Here is a 21,782-nt window from a genome sequence, read left to right as displayed (position 1 = left end):
CGCGCTGGGGCTGCGACACGGCGGCCCGGCGGGCGGCCCCGGCGGGAACAGCGTCTTCCGTCTCGGCTCCGTGTGGGGCCGCTTCGACGCCTCCGATCTCGCGCTGCCGCCCGGCGCCCCCGTTCTGCTGGTCGACGACCTCATCGACAGCCGGTGGACGATCACGGTCGCCGCGCGCGAGCTCCGCCGCGCCGGCGCGAGCGCGGTGCTCCCGTTCGCGGCGGCGCTGCAGGGGTAGCGGCGAGCTACCGTAAGAGGAAGCGTTCAGCGAGACGCGAGAGGATCGAAGGCGGCCCGCCGAGCCGCTCCCAGCCCACGCCCGCCCCGACAGAAGCCAGTAGTCCGTGCCAGATCGTCACCCGCAGGGGTCGTTGCAGCGCCGCTCAGCACGCGCTGTCGACATTCGCCGCCCGGGGGCTCTCGAGCGGAAGACGGCCGCCGTCTACGACACGACGACCGAGGGCATGGTCGGGTGGGAGTTCACCCGCACGCGCCGCTGGATCGTCTACATCCTCGCCGCAGTGGTGTTCGCCATCGCCTGCGTCTTCCTCTCGCACTGGCAGTACGACCGCGGCCAGCAGGCGACGCGCTACAACGCGCGCGTCGAGCAGAACTTCCACGCGGCGCCGGTCTCGCTCGACACCGTGCTTCCACGACTCGACGCCTACGACGCCCATGACCAGTGGAAACCCGTCGCGGTCACGGGGGAGTACCTCACGAAGGACCAGCTCTTCGTGCGCACCCGCCCCTGCGGCAACGGCACCGGCTTCGAGGTGCTGACGCCCCTCAAGCTCTCAGACGGCAAGATCTTCATCGTCGACCGCGGCTGCATCGGCCCCGGGTCGGACCCCGCCCGGCCCAAGTCCGAGCCCAAGCCACCGAGCGGCACGGTCAGCCTCGTCGCGCGCATCGAGCCGAGCGAAGCGGTCAAGGGCTCGACTCCGGCGATCCGGAACCAGATCGAGTCGATCAACCTCGAGCAGGTCAGGCAGCGGCTCGGCGGCGGTGCCGTCTACACGGGGGCCTACGGTCTGCTCGACACGCAGACGCCCGCGTCGGCGACGGCGCTGACGAAAGTGGTCACGGGCGTGCCCACCGTCGGCACGGTCATCCACTGGTCCTACATGATCCAGTGGGTGCTCATCGCGATGATCGGCTTCGGCGGTCTCTGGTACGCGATGCGCACCGAGTTCCGCCGCCTCAACGCCGACCATCCGGAAGAGCGCGAGCGCGCCCGTAAGCGGCGGCAGAGGGCGGCGCGCAAGAAGTTCACCGACGCCGAGATCGAGGACGAGCTCCTCGACGGCTACGTGCCGCTGTCCCGCTGGGGCATCGAGGGCACCGTCTCGGTCCTGCCGCCCGCGCCGCGCAGCTTCGGGGCGATCGGCGGGGCGTCCGCGGCAGGTGCGCCGGGGGCCGATGCGTCGGCATCCTCTCAGCAGTCGCCGCGGCGCGGCCCAGACGTGATCGTCATCCAGCCGAGCGAGCCTGCGACGGGTCCTGCTGAACCGGCGGATTCCGGCGACTCGGCCGGCCCTGATCGTCACCCCGATCGAGTGGACTGACCGTCACGGGGAAGCCCCGTGAGCTCAGGAATCCGTTCAGGAACTCGCGATGCTCGTCGCAGGCGAGCCACGTCTTGAATCGCCCCTCGGCGTGGATCTTGGGGTTCCGCCAGTCGAGCCGCCACGTGGCGGCCTCTCGGCAGCCCGCACGCGAGCACTCGTGAGCAGTCGGCTCGCCGAACAGGCTCACCGCCGGTCCTCGCGCCGCACGAGCGCGCCGGGCCGCTCGACCTGGCCGCGAGCGCCCGACTGGGCCGCGTTCGCGACGACGACCGCGAAGTAGGGCAGGAAGATCGCGCCGAGGGCCGGGATCAGCAGCCACCAGCCGCGCACCCAGATGCAGGCGAGGACGCACAGCACGCGGATGCCCATCATGATCGAGTACTCGAGCATTCGCCGGCGCCGCTCCTGATCGGGGGAGGGCGGCAGCGAGGTGATGGTGTGCGACGTGCTCTTCATGGGCTCCGGTCAAGCCTAAGCCGCGGGTGCCAATACGATTCCTATATGCCTGAATCAACCGCTCGCACCGTGCTCGTCACCGGCGGAAACCGTGGTATCGGCTTCGCCATCGCCGAGGAGTTCGTGGCCCAAGGGCACCGCGTCGCCGTCACGGCGCGCTCGGGCGAGGGCCCGGCCGGCGCCCTCACGGTGCGCGCCGATGTGACCGATGCGGATGCCGTCGACGCCGCGTTCACCGAGGTCGAGACCGCCCTCGGGCCGGTCGAGGTCGTGGTCGCGAACGCCGGCATCACCCGTGACACCCTCATGCTGCGCATGAGCGACGAGGACTTCGACGCCGTCGTCGACACAAACCTCGGGGGCTCCTTCCGCGTCGCCAAGCGCGCCCTCAAGGGCATGCTCAAGTCCAAGCACGGCCGCATCGTCTTCATCTCGTCGGTCTCGGGCCTCTACGGCAACCCCGGCCAGGTGAACTACTCCGCCTCGAAGGCGGGACTCGTCGGCATGGCGCGCTCGATCACCCGCGAGCTCGGCAGCCGCGGCATCACGGCCAACGTCGTCGCCCCGGGCTTCATCGAGACCGACATGACGGCCGAGCTGCCCGAGGAACAGACCGCCGCCTACAAGAAGGCCATCCCCGCCGGCCGCTACGGCACGGCGCGCGAGATCGCGAAGGCGGTCGCGTGGGTCGCCTCCGACGACGCGGCGTACATCTCGGGCGCCGTCATCCCCGTCGACGGCGGCCTCGGAATGGGGCACTGACCCGCGGGCTTCGGCTTCGCCGGAGCGGCCTCAGCCGCGTAGGCCCAGAAGCGGCAGCAGCTGCGACAGGTCCTGCCGGTCGACGATCACATCGGCCTGCTCGCGCACGCGCGGCTTGGCGTTGAAGGCGACCGCGAGGCCGGCGATCGCCATCATCTCGAGATCGTTGGCACCGTCGCCGACGGCGATCGTGCGCGAGGCGGGGATGCCGGAGGCATCCGCCCACTCCTTGAGGGCGGTCGCCTTCGCCAGCGCGTCGACGATCGCACCGTCGACCCGACCCGTGAGTCGACCGTCGGCCACCTCGAAGCGGTTGGCGCGCCAGAAGTCGACGCCGAGCTGCGAGGCGATCGGGTCGAGGACCTCGTGGAACCCGCCGGAGACGACGCCGACCTTGCCGCCCGCGGCGTGCACGGCGTCGATCAGCTCACGCACCCCGGCTGTCACCGTCAGACGCGAGCGGACCTCGGCGAAGGCATCCGTGCTCAGCCCCGCGAGGGTCGCCACGCGCTCGCGCAGCGACGCCACGAAATCGAGCTCGCCCATCATCGCGCGCGTCGTGATGTCTGCCACCAGGGCGGTGGTGCCGGCGTGATCGGCGATGAGTTCGATCACCTCATCGTGCAGGAGCGTCGAATCCGCGTCGAGAACGACCAGGAACGGCGCAGCGACCTGCGCGAGCGAGGAACTCATGGAACGACGCGAACTCCCTTTCCGACCACGACGAGGCCGGACTCGGTGACGGTGAAACCGCGCGCACGGTCGCGCGCGAGGTCGATGCCGACCTCGGCGCCCTGCTCGATGACGACATCCTTGTCAAGAATGGCACGGCGCACATGGGCGTCGGGGCCGATGGTGACGCGGTCGAAGGCGACGGTGTCGGTGATGTTCGCCCCGGAGTCGATGAGCGTCCAGGGCCCGAGCACGCTGCGCTCGACATGCGCGCCCGAGATGACCGAGCCGAGCGAGACGATCGAGTCGATGGTCGCGCCGATCGACCCGCGCGCGTCGCGCACGACCTTGGCCGGCGGTGAGTTCAGCTCCTGCGAGTAGATCGGCCACTCGCGGTTGTACAGATTGAAGATCGGCAGCGCCGAGATCAGGTCCTGGTGCGCCTCGAAGAACGACTCGATGGTTCCCACGTCGCGCCAGTAGGCGCGGTCGCGCGCCGTCGACCCGGGGACGTCGTTGTCCTTGAAGTCGTAGACTCCGGCCTCGCCGCGCTCGACGAAGTACGGCACGATGTCGCCGCCCATGTCGTGGTTCGACTCGGGCCGCTCGGCGTCGCTCTCGACCGCCTCGACGAGCGCGTCGGTGTCGAAGACGTAGTTGCCCATCGAGGCGAACACCTCGTGCGGCGAGTCGGGCAGCCCCACCGGGTCGGACGGCTTCTCGCGGAACGCGCCGATCTTGTCGGGGTGCTTGGCGTCGACCTCGATGACGCCGAACTGGTTGGCGAGCGAGATCGGCTGGCGGATCGCCGCGACCGTCGCACGCGCGCCCGAGGCGATGTGCGCCTCGATCATCTGCGCGAAGTCCATGCGGTAGACGTGATCGGCGCCGACCACGACCACGATGTCGGGCTTGGCGTCACGAAGCAGGTTGAGGTTCTGCAGGATGGCGTCGGCCGAGCCGGAGAACCAGCGCTTGCCGAGGCGCTGCTGGGCGGGCACCGACGAGACGTAGGAGTTGAGCAGCTGGGGGAGGCGCCAGGTCTGCGAGATGTGGCGGTCGAGCGAGTGCGACTTGTACTGCGTGAGCACGACGAGCTGACGCAGGTCGGAATTGACGAGGTTCGAGAGCGCGAAGTCGATGAGACGGTACTGGCCGCCGAAGGGCACCGCCGGCTTCGCTCGGTCCGCCGTGAGCGGCATCAGGCGCTTGCCTTCGCCGCCGGCCAGAACAACGCCGAAGATCTTCCTGCCAGCCCTCATGAAACCGACATTAGTTGGCCTCGCGTGCCTGTACTAGCGTCTTGACTATGCGAGTCGACCTCATGACACGTGAGTATCCACCCGAGGTTTACGGGGGCGCGGGGGTCCATGTCGCCGAGCTCGTGAAAGCGCTGCGCACGCACACCGAGGTGCGCGTGCACGCCTTCGGAAAGCCCCGCGATGAGGCGGGCGTGTACTCCTACGGGGTGCCTGCGGAACTGGCATCCGCCAACCCCTCGATCACCACGCTCGGCGTCGACCTGCAGATGGCGCAGGCGGCCGCCGGCGCCGACATCGTCCACTCGCATACCTGGTATGCGAACGGCGCAGGCCACATTGCGAAGCTGCTGCACGGAATCCCGCACGTCGTCACGGCGCACAGCCTCGAGCCCCTGCGGCCGTGGAAGGCCGAGCAGCTGGGCGGCGGCTACCGCGTCTCGAGCTGGATCGAGCAGACGGCATATGAGGCGGCGGATGCCGTGATCGCGGTCTCAGAGGGCATGCGCCGCGACATCCTGCGCTCGTACCCGGCGATCGACCCCGCGAAGACGCACGTCGTCTACAACGGCATCGATCTGTCGGCGTGGCAGCCGAACCCCGACCGCGACGCGGCGCGCGCTCTCGGCGTGGACCCCGACCGGCCCGCGGTCGTGTTCGTCGGCCGCATCACCCGTCAGAAGGGCCTGCCCTATCTGCTGCGGGCGGCGAAGTCGCTGCCCGCCGACGTGCAGCTCGTGCTCTGCGCGGGCGCTCCGGACACCCCCGAGATCATGGCGGAGGTGCAGGGCCTCGTCGCCGAGCTGCAGGCTGAGCGCTCGGGCGTCGTGTGGATCGAGCAGATCCTGCCGCGCGACCAGCTCACCGCCGTGCTCTCGGCATCGACCGTGTTCGTCTGCCCGTCGGTGTATGAGCCGCTCGGCATCGTGAACCTCGAGGCGATGGCGTGCGGGCTTCCCGTCGTCGGCACCGCCACGGGCGGCATCCCCGAGGTCGTCGTCGACGGCGTGACCGGCCGCCTCGTGCCGATCGAGCAGATGCAGGACGGCACCGGCACGCCGATCGATCCCGATCGCTTCGTCGCCGACCTCGCCGCCGCGCTCACCGAGGTGGTCGCCGACCCTGCGCGGGCGCGGGTCATGGGGCAGGCGGGCTACGAGCGTGCGAGGGATGCCTTCTCGTGGTCGTCCATCGCCGAGCAGACGGCATCCGTCTACGCCGGCCTGCTCTGATCCGAGCCGTGATCTGCCGATAGGGTTGGAGGCATGTCGAGCACCGTCGTCAGCATGCAGTCCGCCGGAGTCGAGCGCTCAGGCACCACGATCCTCGAGGGCATCGACTGGACCGTGACGAGCGACCAGCGCTGGATCGTGCTCGGCCCGAACGGCGCGGGCAAGACCACGCTGCTGCAGCTCGCGGCGGCCCAGCTCGCCCCCACGGCGGGCACCGTCACCCTGCTCGACGAGAACACGGCCGAGATCGACCCGGCCGAGCTCCGCCCCCACATCGGCTTCGCCTCGAGCTCGCTCTCTCGCCGGCTTCCCTATGGCGAGACCGTGCTCGACATCGTGCTCACCGCCGCGTACGGCATCACCGCGCGGTGGAAAGAGGAGTACGAGGACATCGACGAGCGCCGCGCCCACCGCGTGCTCTCGGAGTGGAAGGTCGACCACCTCGCCGATCGGAAGTTCGGCGAGCTCTCCGACGGCGAGCAGAAGCGCGTGCAGATCGCCCGCTCGGTGATGGCCGACCCCGAGCTGCTGCTGCTCGACGAGCCCGCCGCCTCGCTCGACCTCGGTGCCCGCGAAGAGCTCGTGCAGCTACTCGGCGGCTACGCGAGCTCGCCCTCGGCGCCGGCGATCATCATAGTGACCCACCACGTCGAGGAGGTGCCGGTCGGGTTCACGCATGCCATCGTGCTCGCGGGCGGCCGAGTCGCCGCTGCGGGGCCGATCGGCGAGACGCTGAACTCCGACGTGCTGTCGGGCGCCTTCGGCATCGGGGTCGAGGTCACCGAGACTGAGGGCCGCTTCACCGCCCGCGCCAAGTCGTGATCGCTTCCGCGACCTGATAGAATCGGTGTTTGGCCCCCTCGCGTGACGCGAGATTGTGTCCTTCAGACCTCGGCGGGCCGACGATTTCGCACTTCACACCTATCCATTCGACTGTTTCAAAGGCACTGACTATGAAGGCTGACATCCACCCGAACTACGCCCCGGTGGTCTTCCGCGACCTGGCTTCGGGCGCGACGTTCCTCACGCGTTCGACCGTGAACAGCGACAAGACCATCGAGTGGGAGGACGGCAACACGTACCCCGTCATCGACGTCGAGATCTCGTCCGAGTCGCACCCGTTCTACACCGGCAAGCAGCGCATCATGGACTCGGCCGGTCGCGTCGAGAAGTTCAACCAGCGCTTCAAGGGCTTCGGCGGCAGCAAGTAGGCAGCCACCGCTCAGCACCTCACGAAAGGCCCCGGGCTACGCCGGGGCCTTTTCGCATGCCCGGTGACGGTCTCGCCCGTCAGAAGCGCTCTGGCCAGGTGCCCGTCGCGACGAAGTTGAGGTCGCCGAGCTTGTTCCGGCGGAACTCCGCGTAGCTCTCCTCCTGCTGGCGGAACCAGTCGACCTGGCGTGCGTGCAGCTCGGCCGCCGTCATCGCGAGCTCAGCGGCGAACTTGACGGCGATGGCCTGGGCGACGCGGCCGGCGGCGATCGCGTCGTAGCCGGCGTCGTGCGCGTCCTCGCCGAGGTCGACGCCGTAGAACTGCGCCGTGAGCTCGAGCGTGCGCTTGCCCTTGCGGTAGCGGTCGACGGCCTTGTCGATGACGAGCGGGTCGATCACCGGCAGCGGGTTCTCGAGCGGAGTGACCCCGTAGCGCTTCGCCTCGCGGTTGAGCACGGTGAAGTCGTAGGGCGCGTTGTAGGCGACGACCGGGATGCCCCGCTCGAACAGCACCCGCAGGGCCGACACGATCTCGGCCACGCCCGTCGCGGCATCCATGCCCTCGAGGCGCACGCGCTCGGTCGTGTAGCCGTGCACCGCAGCCGCACCGTCGGGGATCTCGACCATCGGGTCGATCACCCAGTCTTGCCGCGACACCGTGATGCCCTGCTCGTTGATGACGCCCACGTGCGCCGTCACGATGCGCGCCGTCTCGGTGTCGACGCCCGTCGTCTCGAGGTCGAAGACGCCCAGCTGCTCATGCCATCCGCTCATGTGTCCAGGGTAGAAGCGACCTCTGACACCCGACGGCTGCGACGCTCGGTAGCCTGAGAGGCGATGCACGAGATCGAGCTTCCCGGCGGGGTCACGCGCTGGGTCGCCTACGGCCCGGAGGGCGACTCGGCCCCGATCATCGCGGTGCACGGCTTCCGCGGCGACCACCACGGCCTCGAGCCGATCATCGAGCGTCTCACCGGCCGCCGGGTGATCGCCGCCGACCTTCCCGGATTCGGGGCATCGGATGCCTTCACCGATCGCCCGCACGACATCGACGGCTACGCGCGCTGGCTCGGCGAGTTCCGCCGCGCCGTCGCCCCCGACGGGACCGTCACGCTGCTCGGGCACTCCTTCGGCTCGATCGTGGTCGCCGCCGCGCTTGCCGATCGCCGCGTCGAGGCATCCCTCGCCGTTCTCGTGAACCCCGTCGGCGCGCCCGCGCTCAAGGGCCCCAAGGCGATCGGGACGGCTGCCGCGGTCTTCTACTACTGGCTCGCGCGCGCCCTTCCTGCGCGCGCGGGCAACGGGCTGCTGCGCAACCCCGCCATCGTGCGCGCGATGAGCATCGCGATGGCGACCACGCGCGACCCGCAGCTGCGGCGCTGGATCCACGGCCAGCACGACGCCTATTTCTCGCTGTTCGCCGACCGCAGCTCGCTGCTCGAGGCGTTCCGGGCATCGGTGTCGCATGACGTGAGCGAGTACGCCGAGCGGCTCCGGCTACCCGTGCTGCTGGTGGCCGCCGCGCAGGACCAGATCACTCCGCTCTCGGCCGAGCGCCGGCTCGCCGGCCTGCTGCCCGACGGCACGCTCGAGGTGATCGACGGCGTGGGGCACCTCATCCACTACGAGAAGCCGGCCGAGGCGGCCGCCCTCATCGAGTCGTTCCTCGCGAGCCGCGCGGGGCGCCCGTCGTGAGGGTCCTGTTCGACTGCCGCTACGTGCGCACCGGCCGCCACGACGGCATCAGCCGCTACAGCGCCGAGCTCGTGCGCGAGCTCGCGAAGCTCACCCCGGTCGAGATGCTGATCAGCGACGAGGCGCAGCTCGCGAACCTGCCCGAGCTGCCATGGCACAAGATCGGCTCGCAGACCGGCCCGGGGGAGCCGTGGCGCGCACGCGAGGTGAACCGGCTTCACCCCGATGTCGTCTTCACGCCGATGCAGACCATGGGGTCGCGCGGGCGCACCTACAGGCTCGTGCTCACCGTGCACGATCTCATCTATTACCGGCACCGCACGCCGCCGCGCTCGATGCCGTGGCATGTCAAGATCGCCTGGCGGCTCTACCACCTGTCGTGGTGGCCCCAGCGCCGGCTGCTCGACGGCAGCGACGCCGTCGTCTCGGTCTCGCAGACGACCGCCGATCTCATCGCCGAGCACCGCCTCACCCGACGCCCCGTGCACGTGGTGCCGAACGCCGCCGCCGACCCGTCACCCGCCGCGCTCGAGGCGGCGGAGCACCGCCTGCCGCCGGCCGGGTTGCCGCGCCGCCTCGTGCATATGGGCCAGTTCGTGCCCTACAAGAACATCGATGCGCTCGTGCGCGCGATGCCGCTGCTCGGTGCGGACTACGAGCTGCACCTGATGAGCCCCGTGACGGATGCCGAGCGGGCGCGCCTCGCCGATCTCGCCCCGGGCGCCGCGCTCGTCTTCCACAACGGGGCGAGCGACGGCGAGTACGAGACCGCACTGCTCGGCGCCCACGCCCTGGTCACGACCTCGTGGGACGAGGGCTTCGGCATCCCCGTCATCGAGGCGATGCGCGTCGGCACGCCGGTCGTCGCGAGCGACATCGCGATCTTCCACGAGGTCGGGGGAGAGGCGGCGGTGTTCGTGGACCCCGCGTCGCCCGAGGACGTCGCGCGCGGCATCCGCTCGCTTGAGCCCGGGGATGCCTGGACAAGCGCAAGCCGCGCGGGAATCGCGCAGGCGGCGAAGTTCACCTGGGCCGCGTCGGCGCGGGCCCTCTTCGAGGTGCTGCGGTCGGTGGCACCGTGACGGCACGGAGTTCGGACTCCTCTTACGTGGTCACAGCGGCGCCCACCGACCCGCGACTGGCGCCCGCGCACCGCTGATCAACCGGCTTCGTCGCGCTCAGGATCGTCATCGTCATCGTCATCGGGCGGCAGGTCGAACGGAGCGGGCACGACGACGCTCTGCGCCCCGGCGAACGGGTTGTCCGGGTACGTGCGATAGGTGCGACCTGAGGGCGCGCGCCAGTCCTGGACTCCGTCGGCGTATTGCGTGAGGGACCAGCCGCCCTCGTGCTTCACGTAGTGGTGACCCTCGCAGAGCTCTGAGGTGTTCGCGAGGCTCGTCGGGCCGCCGCGGGCGTAGTCGACGGCATGGTCGACATCGGTGTAGCGGGACGAAAGGGTGCATGCGGGTGCGCGACAGTGCCCGTCGCGGATGCGCAGGACCCGTCTGAGCCCGGCGGGAATGCGGTAGCTCGTGCGATCGAAGTTCAGAACGGCACCCGTGATCGGGTCGGTCAGAATGCGCTTCAGGCTCGGGGCCATGGCCACCAGTTCCCGCGCACGCTGTGGGTCGATCATGCCGAAACCCGGGATGAGGGCGCCCTGCTCGTTCTTTCCGGCCAGGGTCTCGGCCGGGATGAGCACGTCGACGGTCACCGCCGCTCGCCTGGTCACGGGAAGCGGCGCGGCGGCCCCGCCATCGGCTGCCGAGCCGATGGCAATGTTCCCCTCGGTCAGCAGCTCGACCACGAAATCCGCCTCGAGCTGCTTCCTCGACCGAGGGTCGCCGGCCTGCCGCGCCTCGTTCGCGGCGTTCTCGAGCCCGGCCTTGATCAACGCCGCGTCCGCGCCATCGATGTACGCCTCGAGGTGCGCCATTCCGTCGCGACCGGCGGTGATGTCGACACGCCGCTTCGCATATGCACGGTCATGGCGCTCACCGAAGGAATCCTTCTCGAGCGCTTCGAGAATCTGCTTGGCCTTGCGCCGGAACGGCGACGGCGCGAGCCGCTTGGCCCAAGGCAGCAGCGCATGCTCTGCCTCTCGCCGGCCGCCGCGCTCGAGGTGCCCGGTCACCGCGATCAGCTCGTGCGCGTGGGCCCGCGAGATCTCACCGGCTTCGAGGCAGGCCAGCGTGTCCGTCAGCTCGTTCGCCAGGGTCCACGCCTCACCAAGCTTCACCTCGACCGCCTGGATCGACGTGTTCGTCGATGCGGCCACCTCCATCGCGATGGATCGCACCGCCAGCTCGTGCCGACGCGTCACCGTCTGCGGGTCGCCCGCATCGATGGCGTCTTCGCCGGCGGCACCCTCGGCGTCGTAGAGCAGCCCCGCGAGAATGCGCACCTCGTGTGCTTCGAGACGAGCGATCTCGCGCCGCCCCGCGCACACTCGCTCGAATTGCTCGGCCTGCCACGACTGGCCGAGCACGAATGCGGAATTCTCCACATCGATATCGAACGAGACTTCTAATGTCATGGCGGCAGTCAACCACGAACCACTGACATTGGCCCACGAAATCCTAGGGCTGTAGACAACCCATTCGTATTCAGCTACGAATGTGTAGTCGGTTCCGCGAGATACGTCTGATTCACCAGACGGCGGCATCCGCGGACTTCGCGCGCCTACACCTCGACGTCGACGTCGAGTTCCTCGAGCCCCGCAAGCTCGGCCGCAGCGACGTTGAAGGCGACGAGCCGCAGCTCGCCGTCGACCACCTCAAGATCGTGCACCGACGCGTTCCCGATCGCCTCGCCCTTGGCGGGGCGCGCACCGTCGGTCAGGTGCCTCGCGACGGCCCCGATCACGCCGCCGTGGGCGACGACGAGAATCCGCTCGCCTCGGTGCTGCGCCGCGAGCCCCGACAGCGCCTCGAGAACCCGCCCGAGCAGCGCCGCGTCGTTCTCCCACTCGGGAACGTCGGCGCGGTCGTCGCCGAACGCCGCGCGGATCTCGGGGCCGGTCATGCCCTCGGCGCGACCGTAGCTGCGCTCCTCGAGCCCGGGAACCGCCACCGGGCCCGGCATCCCCAGCTCGCCCGCGATGATCTCGGCGGTCTCGAACGCGCGCACGAGAGGCGAGGCATAGATGCCGTCGAAGCGGCGAGCGCGCAGCGCGCGCCCGGTCTCGTGCGCCTGCTCGCGCCCGGTGTCGTTCAGGGGGATGTCGCTGCGGCCCTGAATGCGCCCGTCGCGGTTCCAATCGGTCTGGCCATGTCGGACGAGGGAGATGCGGGTCACCCGCCCAGTCTGTCAGTCGTGGCTCAGGCGAGCCTGTCAGCCAGTGCCACCAGGTACTCGGTGGTGCCCCCGTCGATCTTCACGGTCGCGCGCGAGTCGCCCTTGGTGACGCCGCGGTTGATCACGACGATCGGCAGTCTGCGCCGCCGCGCCTGCTCGATGAGCCGGATGCCTGTGTTGACCACGAGCGACGAGCCCGCGACCAGCAACGCGTCGGACGACGCGATGAGCGCCTTCGCCTCGTCGAAGCGGTCGACGGGCACGAACTCGCCGAAGAAGACCACATCGGGCTTGAGCGGGCCGCCGCAGACCGTGCAGTCGGGCACGACGAAGTTCTCGACGTCGGTGACCTCGGCATCGCCGTCGGGGTTGATCACCACCGCCTCGGGCTTCGCGAGCCACGGGTTCGCCGCATCGATGCGGGCTGCGATGTCGGGCCGGGCGAACACCTGCCCGCAGTTCAGGCACACCACGCGGTCCATGGTGCCGTGCAGCGGCACCACGCGGCGCGACCCGGCGCGCACGTGCAGACCGTCGACGTTCTGAGTGACGACGCCCGAGACCAGGCCACGCGCCTCGAGCTCGGCGAGAGCCCGATGGCCGTCATTCGGGCGGGCGGCGTCGAACAGGCTGTAGCCGAGGTGCGAGCCCGCCCAGTAGCGCTGCCGGGCGCGGGGCGAGGCGAGGAACTGCTCGATCGTCATCGGGTTGCGCTTCGGGGCCCCGGCGCCGCGGTAGTCGGGAATGCCGGAATCCGTGCTCACCCCGGCGCCCGTCAGCACCGTGATCGTTCGCCCGGCGAGCGCGTCGACGGCGGCGTCGAGCAGGGTGTCGGACTCGGTCTCGAGCATCACGGCGCACCTCCTCGCTGTTACTCAAAATGCTACGGGCAAGATGTTTCCTATGGATGTCCGCCGGATCGACGACCTCGACGACCCCGCCCTCGCCGATTACTCGAAGCTCACCGACGTCGCCCTGCGCCGCGTCACCGAGCCGGCCGGCGGCCTGTACCTCGCCGAGTCGACGAAGGTCATCACCCGCGCCCTCGAGGCGGGCCACCGGCCGCGCTCGGTCCTCGTGCAGGAGCAGTGGCTGGGCGACGTGGCGCCGCTGCTCGGGGGATTCCCCGACGTGCCCGTCTTCGTCGGCGACGCGCCGCTGCTCGAGCGGCTCACCGGCTACCACTTGCACCGGGGCGCGCTCGCGGCCATGCATCGGCCCACCCTGCCGAGCGTGCCCGAGGTGCTGAGGGATGCCCGGCGCGTGGTCGTCCTCGACGGGCTGGTCGATCACACCAACGTCGGGGCGATCTTCCGCTCGGTGGCAGGACTCGGTGCGGACGCCGTGCTCGTCACCCCCACCTGCGCAGACCCCCTCTACCGCCGCAGCGTGCGCGTCTCGATGGGAACGGTGCTCCAGGTGCCCTGGACGCGGTTTCCGGATTGGAAGGACGGCGCCGCCGAACTGCTGCACGCAAGCGGATTCCACATCGCCGCCCTGGCTCTCGCCGAGGACGCGGTGACGCTCGACCGCTTCGCCGCCGCCGCGCCCGAACGCGTCGCGCTTGTGATGGGGGCAGAGGGCGACGGGCTGGGGCGGCGCGCGCTGGCATCCGCCGACACGGTCGTCACGATCCCCATGCTGCACGGCGTCGATTCGCTGAACGTCGCCTCGGCGAGCGCCGTGGCGCTGTGGGCTCTGCGCTGATTCCTGGGCGCAGGCCGTAGCATCGTACGTCGTGAACCTCGCCCTCGACGTCGAACCCGAACCCGGCGTCGGCACGACGAGCGAAGGCGCGAAGAAGGCCCCGCGCGGCCGTCGCCGCGGCGCCATCGCCGCCATCGGCTCGGCGGGTGTCGCGACGCTGGCGGCCATCGCGTACGTGGCCGCGAGCCTGATGCATCCCCTGCCGGCAACGGCCGCGGTCGTGCCCGCCGACGCGGTCGCGTCCATCGAGACGGCGCCGGTCGCGCCCGCGTGGCCGGCCGAGGGCGGTGCCACCATCGCTCTCGAGGGCCAGCCCGGGCTGCTCGGCAGCACGGGCAGCGACGCGAGCGTTCCGATCGCGAGCATCACGAAGACCATCACGGCGCTCGTGCTGCTGCAGAAATACCCGGTGACGACGAGCAACCCGGGGCCGGCGATCGCGTTCGACCAGCACGACGTCGACATCCTGCACCAGGTGTGGTCAGAGGGCGGCTCGTGGGCGACCGTCGAGGCAGGCGAGAAGCTGAACCTCACACAGGCGATGACGGTGATGATGCTCGAGAGTGCCAACAACTACGCGCGCTCGCTCGCCGAGTGGTCGTACGGCTCGCAGCAGAAGTTCGTGGATGCCGCCAACGCGTGGCTCAAGAAAAATGGGTTCACCCACACGCACATGACCGACCCGTCGGGGTTCGACCCGGGCAGCGTGAGCAACATGACCGACCTCGTCGGCATCGGCGAGCTCGCGATCGCGAACCCGGTGCTCGCCAAGATCGTGAGCACCTCGTCGACGACGCTTCCGACCCTCGGCACGATCAAGAACACCGACCCGCTCATCGGGCACGGGGGCATCAAGGGCGTCAAGACGGGCTACACCGAACAGGCGGGGCACTGCCTGCTGTTCGCCGCCGAGGTCACCGTCAACGGCACGAGCCGCACCCTGGTGGGCGTCATGATCGGCCAGCCCAGCTATGCGGCGCTGTGGAGCGGTGTCCCCAAACTGATCGCGAGCTACGAGAAGGCGTTCCACCGGGTCGACCTGACGGACGCCGGGAAGACCGTCTACGCGACGTACACGACGCCGTGGGGCGCGTCGACGCGGCTCCTGGCCGCCACGCAGCCGAGCGTCGAGATCTACTCGGCGAGCTCGGTCGCCGTGAAGGTGACCGCCGACAAGCTCACCACGGCCGACGCGAAAGACGTCGCCGGGACCGTCACCTTCAGCTACGGAAGCAAGAAGGTCGTCGCCGACCTTGTGACCGAGCGCGCGCTCGCCGCCCCCGACGCGTGGTGGAGGCTCACGCACCCGCAGGTCGTCTTCGGCTGGCAGGACCTGCCCGTCTGGCGCGACCTGTTCGACAAGCGCAGTCTGCTCGGCTCGTAGCCCCGCTCGCGGGCCCGGGGCCGGGTTTCAGCCGCGCTCTTCGACGTCCGCCATCGACTCGGCGATCGGCACCAGCGGGGCGAGCGCGGGGCGCTTCGGCGGCAGGCCGTCGCCGCTCGAAACGTGCTTGATGCGGCGCACGACCCACGGCCACGCGTACTCCTTCGCCCACTGCAGGTCCTGCGCACGGGCCTCGCGCCAGGTGCGCGGCGGCACGGGGGCCGGGGTCAGCACGGGCAGGTCGTTGGGCACGCCGAGCGTGCGCAGCACCATGCGCGCGACGGCCTGATGGCCGAGGGGCGACATGTGCAGGCGGTCGATCGACCACATCCGCTGGTCCTGGATCTCTCTCAGCGACCACTGATCGGCGACGAGGCATCCGTATTTCGCCGCGATCTCGCGCACGTCCTCGTTGTACACCGCGACCTTGCCCCTGATCGCCTTGAACGTGCCCGACCAGCCGACGTCGACACCGGTGAACACGACGATCGTCGCGCCGGTCGTCGCGAGCCGCGCGATGATCTGCTCGAAGATGCGGGCGATCTCGTCGGGGTCAGTGCCGGGGCGGATCACGTCGTTCCCGCCCGCCGAGATCGTGATGAGGTCGGGCTGCAGCCGCACGGCGGGCTCGACCTGGTCGGCGAGGATCTGGCGCACCAGCTTCCCGCGCACGGCGAGGTTGGCGTAGGCGAATTCGGATGCCTGGGCCGCGGCCTGCGCAGAGAGCACTTCCGCGACCCGGTCGGCCCAGCCGCGGAACCCGTCGGCGGCGTCGGGGTAAGGGTCGCCCAGGCCCTCGGTGAAGCTGTCGCCGAGCGCCACATATCGGGTGAAAGTAGATAGTTCGGGCATGTTAAATAGTTTGCCACCGATGTGCGCACCGTGTCTGGCGCGCCCGTGGGGGACACGCCCGGCGGTGTCGGTGCCTCTTGTTAGCATCGCATCCGCATGTCTGATTCGGCTATCTCCGCGCTACCCGACGAGCTGCCCGACCCGGGCGCGGCTTCCGGCGAATCAAGCACGCACACGCCGGGCACCTTCGCCGCGGAGCACCTGTCGCCGGCGTTCCCGGCGCGTGCACCGTGGGGGACGGCCACCCGCCTGCGCGCCTGGCAGCAGGAGGCGCTCGACGAGTACTTCCGCACCGAGCCGCGCGACTTCCTCGCGTCGGCGACGCCCGGCGCGGGCAAGACGACCTTCGCGCTGCGCCTCGCGACCGAGCTGCTCGGCCGCCGCACCGTCGACCGCATCGTCGTCGTCGCCCCGACCGATCACCTGAAGCGCCAGTGGGCAGAGGCGGCCGCGCGCGTCGGCATCCACCTCGACGCCGAGTTCAAGAACGCGCACCGGCGCTTCGCCCGCCACTACCGCGGCATCGCCGTCACGTACGCCCAGGTCGCCGCGAAGGCGTCGCTGCACAAAGAGATCGTCGAAGACGCACGCACCCTCGTGATCCTCGACGAGGTGCACCACGGCGGCGACGCGCTCTCGTGGGGCGACGCCGTGCGCGAGGCCTTCGAGCGCGCCACCCGGCGCCTGTCGCTGACGGGAACGCCGTTCCGCAGCGACACCGCGCCAATTCCGTTCGTCACCTATCTGCCCGACGCCAAGGGCATCCGCACCTCGCTCACCGACTACAACTACGGCTACGGGCGGGCGCTCGCCGACGGCGTCGTGCGGCCCGTGCTGTTCATGGTCTACGCCGGGCACATGCGCTGGCGCACCCGCGCCGGCGAGGAGATGGAGGCGCGGCTCGGCGAGGGCAACACCAAAGACGTCACCTCGCAGGCGTGGCGCACCGCCCTCGACCCCGAGGGCGACTGGATCCCCGCCGTGTTCTCGGCCGCGACGCGCCGCCTCGACGAGGTCAGGCAGCAGATCCCGGACGCGGGCGGGCTGGTCATCGCGACCGACAAGGAGCAGGCCCGGGCGTATGCCGCGATTCTCGACCGCATGACGGGCGAGAAGACCACCGTCGTGCTCTCCGACGAGAAAGAGGCCTCTGACCGCATCAGCGAGTTCGCGGCATCCGATTCGAAGTGGATGGTCGCGGTGCGCATGGTGTCAGAGGGCGTCGACGTGCCCCGCCTCGCCGTCGGCGTCTACGCGACCAACTCGTCGACGCCGCTGTTCTTCGCGCAGGCGATCGGGCGCTTCGTGCGCGCTCGGCGGCGCGGCGAGACCGCCTCGGTGTTCCTGCCCGACGTCGAGCCGCTGATCGCGCTCGCCGGCGCGCTCGAGCTCGAGCGCGACCACGCCCTCGACCGCGACATCTCGTCGGAAGAGGGGGACCTGTACAACCCCGAAGACGCGATGATGCAGGCCGCCGAGAAGGACGACAAGGCGTCGGACTCGCTCGAGGGCCAGTTCTCGTACCAGGCGCTCGGCTCACACGCGGCGTTCGACCGGGTGCTGTTCGACGGCGAGGACTACGGCGGCTACGCCGAGCCCGAGACCGAAGAGGAGCTCGACTTCATCGGCATCCCGGGCATCTTGGAGCCAGAGCAGGTGCACGAGCTGCTGATGCACCGGCAGGCGCGGCAGTCGAAGCGCGCCGCATCGCGGCCGGCGCCTTCCCCCGAGGAGCCGCCGTCGCCGGCCAAGCCCTTGCCGCTGTACCGCACGCTCAAAGAGCAGCGCTCGCTGCTCAACTCCCTCGTCGGGCTGTATGCGAAGGCATCCGATCAGCCTCACGGCCTCGTGCACGCCGAGCTGCGCCGCATCTGCGGCGGGCCCCCCGTGGCGAAGGCGTCGATGACGCAGCTCGAGGCGCGCATCCAGCTGCTGCGGAAGCGTCTGGGGCACACCCACTAATCTCGCCTCATGAGCGAGGACGCGCGCCCCGACAGCTTGAATCGCCCCGGGGAATCGGATGCCCAGCGCTACGACCGCAACTGGCAGGACATCCTGCAGGAACTGCGCGTCACCCAGACCGGAAACCAGATCCTCACGGGCTTCCTGCTCGCGCTCGCGTTCCAGCAGCGCTTCACGCAGCTTCCGACGCTCGGCATCGTGGTGTACCTGATCCTCGTGGGGCTCGCGTGCGCATCGACGCTTCTCGCCCTCGCGCCCGTGTCGCTGCACCGCTGGCTCTTTCAGCATCACGCCAAGAAGGAGGCGGTGCTGATCAGCAACCGCATCCTGCGCGTGACACTCTTCGCCGTCGCGCTGCTGATCGTCGGCGTGGCGCTGTTCCTGTTCTACTTCGTGATCTCGCTCACGGCCGGGATCATCGCGGCGGCGGTCGCGGCGGTGGTGATCATCGGCCTCTGGGTGGCGCTGCCCCTCGACGTGCTGCGCCGAGAGGCGCAGGAGACCCGCGAGCCGCGCGGGCAGACGAGGTGATCGACCACCGCTAACGGCGGCGTTCCCCGCGCGGCGTTCCCCTGCGCCGCGTTTCCTCCGCGTGTCACATTGTCGCGGGCAGAGGAAATGCCTTCCTGGTCAGAACCGCCTCGTCGCGAAGGCGAGATCGATGAAGCGCAGCTCGTCGCGCGGGACCACCGCCGTCACGCAGCTGGCGTCGTCGAGCGCGACGCCGACCCCGTACACATCGGGGTCCGTGTCGATGCGGATGCCTGACCGCTCGTACCCGTTCACGAGCAGCGTCACGCCGTGCTCCGCATGGCGCTCGTCGACGGGGCTGTCGAGCTCGCCGGGGCCGCCGTCTCCACCTGCGCCGCGCACGCGGGTCGCGCGGAAGCCGTTCATCAGGATGTGGTTCACGTGCGCGGCGAGCTGCGCCGGGGCGGCGTCGTGGGCGCTCGGCTCCGCGTTCCAGTGCGTCGTCACGGCCTCCCAGCTGATCGACACCGCGCATGAATCGAGCTCGCCGTCGTGGCCGCTGCTGGCGATGCCGAACGCGTCCCAGTCCTCGAGGTGGCGCTGCGGCACGAGGCCGAGCACCGGCACAGGCATCCGCTTGACCTGCTCGATGATCTCGAGAGCCGGGTCCGGCGCATCGGACCCGAGATGCCCGCGGAAGTGCATGCGGACAGTCTGGCGCTGCCCGCGCGCTGCGTCACCCGAAGTCGCGAGACTTCGTCTTCGCCGCGAGCGGCAGCCGCTCGAGCTTGTCGGCGACGATGCTGACGACACGCTCGGGGCTGCGCTCGAGGATGCCGCGCACGACCATCGCCGGCGCCTCGCGCGCCACCCGGCGATACTTCTGCCACACCCCGACCGACACGATCACGTTGACGAGGCCCGTCTCGTCTTCGAGGTTCACGAAGGTGATGCCGGATGCCGTCGCCGGCCGCTGCCTGTGCGTGACGACGCCCCCGACCTGCACCCTGCTGCCGGGGTCCGCCGTCATGAGGTCGGCGGCCGAGAGCACGCCCCCACCCCGAAGCAGCTCGCGCACGTGCCTGATGGGGTGGTCGCCCGGCGCGACCCCCGTCGCCCACAGGTCGTAGACGACCTGCTCGGCCGGGCTCAGGATCGGCAGCAGCGGCGGCTGCACCACGACGGCGGTGCCCGGCAGGTAGTCGCGGCGCTCGCGCGACGCGGAGCCCGCCTGCCACACCGCCTCGCGGCGCGTGAGCCCGAGCGACTCGAACGCGCCGGCCGCTGCCAGCGACTCGAGCTGCGTCGCGTTCAGCCCCACCCGGCGCGCAAGATCGTGCAGGTCAGCGAAGGGGGCGAGCGCGCGCTCGGCGACGATCCGCTCGGCGACCGCCTCACCGATCGAGTTCACCTCGGCGAGGCCGAGCCTGACGGCGAAGTTCCCGTCGCGGCGGTGCGCGGCCGACTCATCGGGAGCCTTCGGGTCGAAGGGAGTCGTCTCGTCGAGCACGTCGGGGTCGCCGGAGCCCGTCGCGTGCCAGTGCAGGCACTCGTCCATTCCTGTGGGGGGCGCCGCGGGCGAGGCATCCGTCATCGCCCCTGAATCGAGCGGCTCCAGATCGGCGTGCACGTTCGACCGCATCAGGTCGACGTTCAGCACCGTCACCCCGTGGCGCACCGCGTCGCCCGTGAGCGACTGGGCCGAGTAGAAGCCCATCGGCTGGGCGCGCAGCAGCCCCGCGAGGAACGCGGCGGGGTAGTGCAGCTTGAGCCACGAGCTCGCATAGACGAGCAGCGCGAAGCTCAGCGAGTGGCTCTCGGCGAAGCCGAAGCCGGCGAAGGCCTCGATCTTCTCGTAGATGCTCTCGGCGTCGTGGCCCGTGATGCCGTTCTCGGCCATGCCGGCGAAGAGCTTCGCGCGCAGCGTGTCGATCTTCTCGACGCCGCGCTTCGAGCCCATCGCGCGCCGCAGCTGGTCGGCGTCGGCGGCGGTGCACCCGCCGACCGCCATCGCCATCTGCATGATCTGCTCTTGGAAGAGCGGGATGCCGAGGGTGCGGCGCAGCACCGGCTCGAGCTTCGGGTGCAGATAGGTCACCGGCTCGGCGCCCGTGCGGCGCCGGATGTACGGGTGAACCGCCCCGCCCTGGATCGGCCCCGGCCTGATCAGCGCCACCTCGATCACGAGGTCGTAGAACCGCCGCGGCTTGAGGCGGGGAAGCGTGCCGAGCTGGGCGCGCGATTCGACCTGGAACACCCCGATCGCGTCTGCACGGCAGAGCATGTCGTAGACGGCGGGCTCTTCCTTCGGCAGGGTCGCGAGGGTCCAGTGCTCGCCGACGCGGTTCTGCACGAGGTCGAGCATGTACTGCATCGCCTCGAGCATGCCGAGCCCCAGCAGGTCGAACTTCACGAGCCCCATCCACTCGATGTCGTTCTTGTCCCACTGCAGCACGGTGCGCCCGTCCATGCGGGCGTGCTCGATCGGCACGACCTCGCCGATGGGCCGCTCGGTGAGCACCATGCCGCCCGAGTGGATGCCGAGGTGCCGCGGCGCGTGCATGAGCTGCATGGCGAGCTCGATGACGGGCTGGGGGATGTCGTGACCGGAGTCCGTCGAGATGTGGGCGCCCCAGCCCTCGACCTGCTTGGTCCACGCGTCCTGCTGGCCGGGGGAGTGCCCGAGTGCCTTCGCCATGTCGCGCACCGCCGCCTTGGGCCGATAGCTGATCACATTGGCGACCTGCGCGGCGTTGCGACGGCCGTACTTCTCGAAGACGTACTGGATGACCTCCTCCCGCCGCTTCGAGTCGAAGTCGACGTCGATGTCGGGCTCCTCCTCCCGCAGCGACGAGAGGAAGCGCTCGAACGGCAGGTGGTAGAAGATCGCGTCGACGGCCGTGATGCCGAGCACGTAGCAGACCGCCGAGTTCGCCGCCGAGCCGCGCCCCTGGCAGAGGATGCCCCGCTCGCGCGCGAACTGCACGATGTCGTGCACGATCAGGAAGTAGCCGGGGAAGTCCTTCTCTTCGATGACGCCGAGCTCGTGGTCGAGCCGCTCGCGGATCTTCTCGATCGGCTCCGGCCGGTTCCCCTCGGGGTACCGCTCGGCGATGCCGAGCTCGACCAGCTCGCGCAGATAGCTCATCGGGGTGTGCCCGGCCGGCACGTTCTGCTGAGGAAGGCGCGGCTTCGCGGTGCGCAGCTCGAAGGCGAGGTCGGATGCCACGTCGACGGTCGTCTCGACCGC

General features: G+C 70.1%; 21 protein-coding genes and 1 pseudogene. 12 read left to right on the top strand and 10 right to left on the bottom strand.

Features of this window, described 5'->3' with window-relative positions; all coding sequences use genetic code 11:
* Positions 1-238, top strand: a pseudogene (locus tag ACM2XV_RS03885) (recombinase RecQ); the annotation flags it as partial.
* A 106-nt stretch (positions 239-344) separates the two neighbouring features.
* Positions 345-1,565: an SURF1 family cytochrome oxidase biogenesis protein gene (locus ACM2XV_RS03880; protein WP_487026028.1), complete on the top strand. Its 1,221-nt coding sequence runs from the start codon at positions 345-347 to the stop codon at positions 1,563-1,565.
* Between the two features lie 186 nt (positions 1,566-1,751).
* On the opposite strand, the gene ACM2XV_RS03875 is transcribed toward ACM2XV_RS03880, so the two are convergent.
* Positions 1,752-2,024, bottom strand: a complete 273-nt coding sequence (locus ACM2XV_RS03875; RefSeq protein WP_344777994.1) for a DUF3099 domain-containing protein — start codon at positions 2,022-2,024, stop codon at positions 1,752-1,754.
* A gap of 45 nt (positions 2,025-2,069) precedes the next feature.
* On the opposite strand from ACM2XV_RS03875, the gene ACM2XV_RS03870 reads away from it, so the two are divergent.
* On the top strand, positions 2,070-2,786 hold the full coding sequence (locus tag ACM2XV_RS03870; protein ID WP_487026027.1) for a beta-ketoacyl-ACP reductase: 717 nt from the start codon (positions 2,070-2,072) through the stop codon (positions 2,784-2,786).
* A 30-nt stretch (positions 2,787-2,816) separates the two neighbouring features.
* Here ACM2XV_RS03870 and serB read toward each other — a convergent pair whose 3' ends face one another.
* On the bottom strand, positions 2,817-3,479 hold the full coding sequence (gene serB / locus ACM2XV_RS03865; protein WP_487026026.1) for a phosphoserine phosphatase SerB: 663 nt from the start codon (positions 3,477-3,479) through the stop codon (positions 2,817-2,819).
* A complete protein-coding gene (gene glgC, locus ACM2XV_RS03860) occupies positions 3,476-4,720 on the bottom strand; it encodes a glucose-1-phosphate adenylyltransferase (RefSeq protein WP_344778000.1) in 1,245 nt (414 codons plus the stop codon). The genes serB and glgC overlap by 4 nt, the downstream gene beginning before the upstream one ends.
* 47 nt (positions 4,721-4,767) lie before the next feature.
* On the opposite strand from glgC, the gene glgA reads away from it, so the two are divergent.
* From glgA to ACM2XV_RS03845, 3 genes are all read left to right on the top strand, one after another.
* Positions 4,768-5,949: a glycogen synthase gene (gene glgA, locus ACM2XV_RS03855; RefSeq protein ID WP_487026025.1), complete on the top strand. Its 1,182-nt coding sequence runs from the start codon at positions 4,768-4,770 to the stop codon at positions 5,947-5,949.
* A gap of 33 nt (positions 5,950-5,982) precedes the next feature.
* On the top strand, positions 5,983-6,771 hold the full coding sequence (locus ACM2XV_RS03850; protein ID WP_487026024.1) for an ABC transporter ATP-binding protein: 789 nt from the start codon (positions 5,983-5,985) through the stop codon (positions 6,769-6,771).
* A gap of 131 nt (positions 6,772-6,902) precedes the next feature.
* Positions 6,903-7,160, top strand: coding sequence for a type B 50S ribosomal protein L31 (locus tag ACM2XV_RS03845; protein WP_344778006.1), 258 nt, complete (start codon positions 6,903-6,905; stop codon positions 7,158-7,160).
* Positions 7,161-7,239: 79 nt separating this feature from the next.
* Here ACM2XV_RS03845 and ACM2XV_RS03840 read toward each other — a convergent pair whose 3' ends face one another.
* Positions 7,240-7,935, bottom strand: coding sequence for an exonuclease domain-containing protein (locus ACM2XV_RS03840; protein ID WP_487026023.1), 696 nt, complete (start codon positions 7,933-7,935; stop codon positions 7,240-7,242).
* Between the two features lie 63 nt (positions 7,936-7,998).
* Here ACM2XV_RS03840 and ACM2XV_RS03835 point away from each other — a divergent pair, with 63 nt between their 5' ends.
* Both ACM2XV_RS03835 and ACM2XV_RS03830 read left to right on the top strand, forming a co-directional pair.
* The gene (locus ACM2XV_RS03835; protein WP_487026022.1) at positions 7,999-8,856 is read left to right on the top strand and encodes an alpha/beta fold hydrolase; all 858 of its coding nucleotides are present in this window, start codon (positions 7,999-8,001) and stop codon (positions 8,854-8,856) included.
* Complete coding sequence (locus tag ACM2XV_RS03830; protein WP_487026021.1) at positions 8,853-9,938, top strand: glycosyltransferase family 4 protein; 1,086 nt, start codon at positions 8,853-8,855, stop codon at positions 9,936-9,938. The genes ACM2XV_RS03835 and ACM2XV_RS03830 overlap by 4 nt, the downstream gene beginning before the upstream one ends.
* A 77-nt stretch (positions 9,939-10,015) precedes the next feature.
* Here ACM2XV_RS03830 and ACM2XV_RS03825 read toward each other — a convergent pair whose 3' ends face one another.
* From ACM2XV_RS03825 to ACM2XV_RS03815, 3 genes are all read right to left on the bottom strand, one after another.
* Complete coding sequence (locus tag ACM2XV_RS03825) at positions 10,016-11,365, bottom strand: HNH endonuclease (protein WP_487026020.1); 1,350 nt, start codon at positions 11,363-11,365, stop codon at positions 10,016-10,018.
* Positions 11,366-11,541: 176 nt separating this feature from the next.
* Positions 11,542-12,156 carry a histidine phosphatase family protein gene (locus ACM2XV_RS03820; protein ID WP_344778016.1) on the bottom strand — a complete coding sequence of 205 codons (615 nt, stop codon included), beginning with the start codon at positions 12,154-12,156 and terminating at the stop codon, positions 11,542-11,544.
* A gap of 23 nt (positions 12,157-12,179) precedes the next feature.
* Positions 12,180-13,007: a Sir2 family NAD-dependent protein deacetylase gene (locus ACM2XV_RS03815; protein ID WP_344778436.1), complete on the bottom strand. Its 828-nt coding sequence runs from the start codon at positions 13,005-13,007 to the stop codon at positions 12,180-12,182.
* Between the two features lie 52 nt (positions 13,008-13,059).
* Between ACM2XV_RS03815 and ACM2XV_RS03810 the strand changes: the two genes are divergently transcribed.
* Together ACM2XV_RS03810 and ACM2XV_RS03805 are read left to right on the top strand one after the other, a co-directional pair.
* Entirely contained in the window at positions 13,060-13,863 is an 804-nt protein-coding gene (locus ACM2XV_RS03810) for a TrmH family RNA methyltransferase (protein WP_487026019.1), read from the top strand.
* Between the two features lie 31 nt (positions 13,864-13,894).
* Positions 13,895-15,247: a D-alanyl-D-alanine carboxypeptidase family protein gene (locus ACM2XV_RS03805; protein WP_487026018.1), complete on the top strand. Its 1,353-nt coding sequence runs from the start codon at positions 13,895-13,897 to the stop codon at positions 15,245-15,247.
* A gap of 27 nt (positions 15,248-15,274) precedes the next feature.
* On the opposite strand, the gene ACM2XV_RS03800 is transcribed toward ACM2XV_RS03805, so the two are convergent.
* On the bottom strand, positions 15,275-16,099 hold the full coding sequence (locus ACM2XV_RS03800) for an SGNH/GDSL hydrolase family protein (protein ID WP_487026017.1): 825 nt from the start codon (positions 16,097-16,099) through the stop codon (positions 15,275-15,277).
* A gap of 96 nt (positions 16,100-16,195) precedes the next feature.
* On the opposite strand from ACM2XV_RS03800, the gene ACM2XV_RS03795 reads away from it, so the two are divergent.
* Both ACM2XV_RS03795 and ACM2XV_RS03790 read left to right on the top strand, forming a co-directional pair.
* A complete protein-coding gene (locus ACM2XV_RS03795) occupies positions 16,196-18,061 on the top strand; it encodes a DEAD/DEAH box helicase (protein WP_487026016.1) in 1,866 nt (621 codons plus the stop codon).
* Positions 18,062-18,070: 9 nt separating this feature from the next.
* On the top strand, positions 18,071-18,592 hold the full coding sequence (locus tag ACM2XV_RS03790) for a DUF6328 family protein (RefSeq protein WP_487026015.1): 522 nt from the start codon (positions 18,071-18,073) through the stop codon (positions 18,590-18,592).
* A gap of 99 nt (positions 18,593-18,691) precedes the next feature.
* On the opposite strand, the gene ACM2XV_RS03785 is transcribed toward ACM2XV_RS03790, so the two are convergent.
* Together ACM2XV_RS03785 and ACM2XV_RS03780 are read right to left on the bottom strand one after the other, a co-directional pair.
* Positions 18,692-19,237, bottom strand: coding sequence for a hypothetical protein (locus ACM2XV_RS03785; protein WP_487026014.1), 546 nt, complete (start codon positions 19,235-19,237; stop codon positions 18,692-18,694).
* 31 nt (positions 19,238-19,268) lie between these two features.
* The coding region (locus ACM2XV_RS03780; RefSeq protein ID WP_487026013.1) for an error-prone DNA polymerase at positions 19,269-21,782 on the bottom strand (2,514 nt) is incomplete at its 5' end.

The sequence above is a fragment of the Gryllotalpicola sp. CP2-P1 genome, from assembly GCF_057512245.1.
The sequence above is the reverse complement of the archived record's forward strand: the minus strand, read 5'-3'. Positions and strand labels throughout refer to the sequence as shown.

Bases quoted from the DNA above. Each gene is read 5' to 3' on its own strand.
- ACM2XV_RS03875 (WP_344777994.1), bottom strand. From the start codon at position 2,024: ATGAAGAGCACGTCGCACACCATCACCTCGCTGCCGCCCTCCCCCGAT.
- ACM2XV_RS03870 (WP_487026027.1), top strand. From the start codon at position 2,070: ATGCCTGAATCAACCGCTCGCACCGTGCTCGTCACCGGCGGAAACCGT.
- serB (WP_487026026.1), bottom strand. From the start codon at position 3,479: ATGAGTTCCTCGCTCGCGCAGGTCGCTGCGCCGTTCCTGGTCGTTCTC.
- glgC (WP_344778000.1), bottom strand. From the start codon at position 4,720: ATGAGGGCTGGCAGGAAGATCTTCGGCGTTGTTCTGGCCGGCGGCGAA.
- glgA (WP_487026025.1), top strand. From the start codon at position 4,768: ATGCGAGTCGACCTCATGACACGTGAGTATCCACCCGAGGTTTACGGG.
- ACM2XV_RS03850 (WP_487026024.1), top strand. From the start codon at position 5,983: ATGTCGAGCACCGTCGTCAGCATGCAGTCCGCCGGAGTCGAGCGCTCA.
- ACM2XV_RS03845 (WP_344778006.1), top strand. From the start codon at position 6,903: ATGAAGGCTGACATCCACCCGAACTACGCCCCGGTGGTCTTCCGCGAC.
- ACM2XV_RS03840 (WP_487026023.1), bottom strand. From the start codon at position 7,935: ATGAGCGGATGGCATGAGCAGCTGGGCGTCTTCGACCTCGAGACGACG.
- ACM2XV_RS03835 (WP_487026022.1), top strand. From the start codon at position 7,999: ATGCACGAGATCGAGCTTCCCGGCGGGGTCACGCGCTGGGTCGCCTAC.
- ACM2XV_RS03815 (WP_344778436.1), bottom strand. From the start codon at position 13,007: ATGCTCGAGACCGAGTCCGACACCCTGCTCGACGCCGCCGTCGACGCG.
- ACM2XV_RS03810 (WP_487026019.1), top strand. From the start codon at position 13,060: ATGGATGTCCGCCGGATCGACGACCTCGACGACCCCGCCCTCGCCGAT.
- ACM2XV_RS03800 (WP_487026017.1), bottom strand. From the start codon at position 16,099: ATGCCCGAACTATCTACTTTCACCCGATATGTGGCGCTCGGCGACAGC.
- ACM2XV_RS03795 (WP_487026016.1), top strand. From the start codon at position 16,196: ATGTCTGATTCGGCTATCTCCGCGCTACCCGACGAGCTGCCCGACCCG.
- ACM2XV_RS03790 (WP_487026015.1), top strand. From the start codon at position 18,071: ATGAGCGAGGACGCGCGCCCCGACAGCTTGAATCGCCCCGGGGAATCG.
- ACM2XV_RS03785 (WP_487026014.1), bottom strand. From the start codon at position 19,237: ATGCACTTCCGCGGGCATCTCGGGTCCGATGCGCCGGACCCGGCTCTC.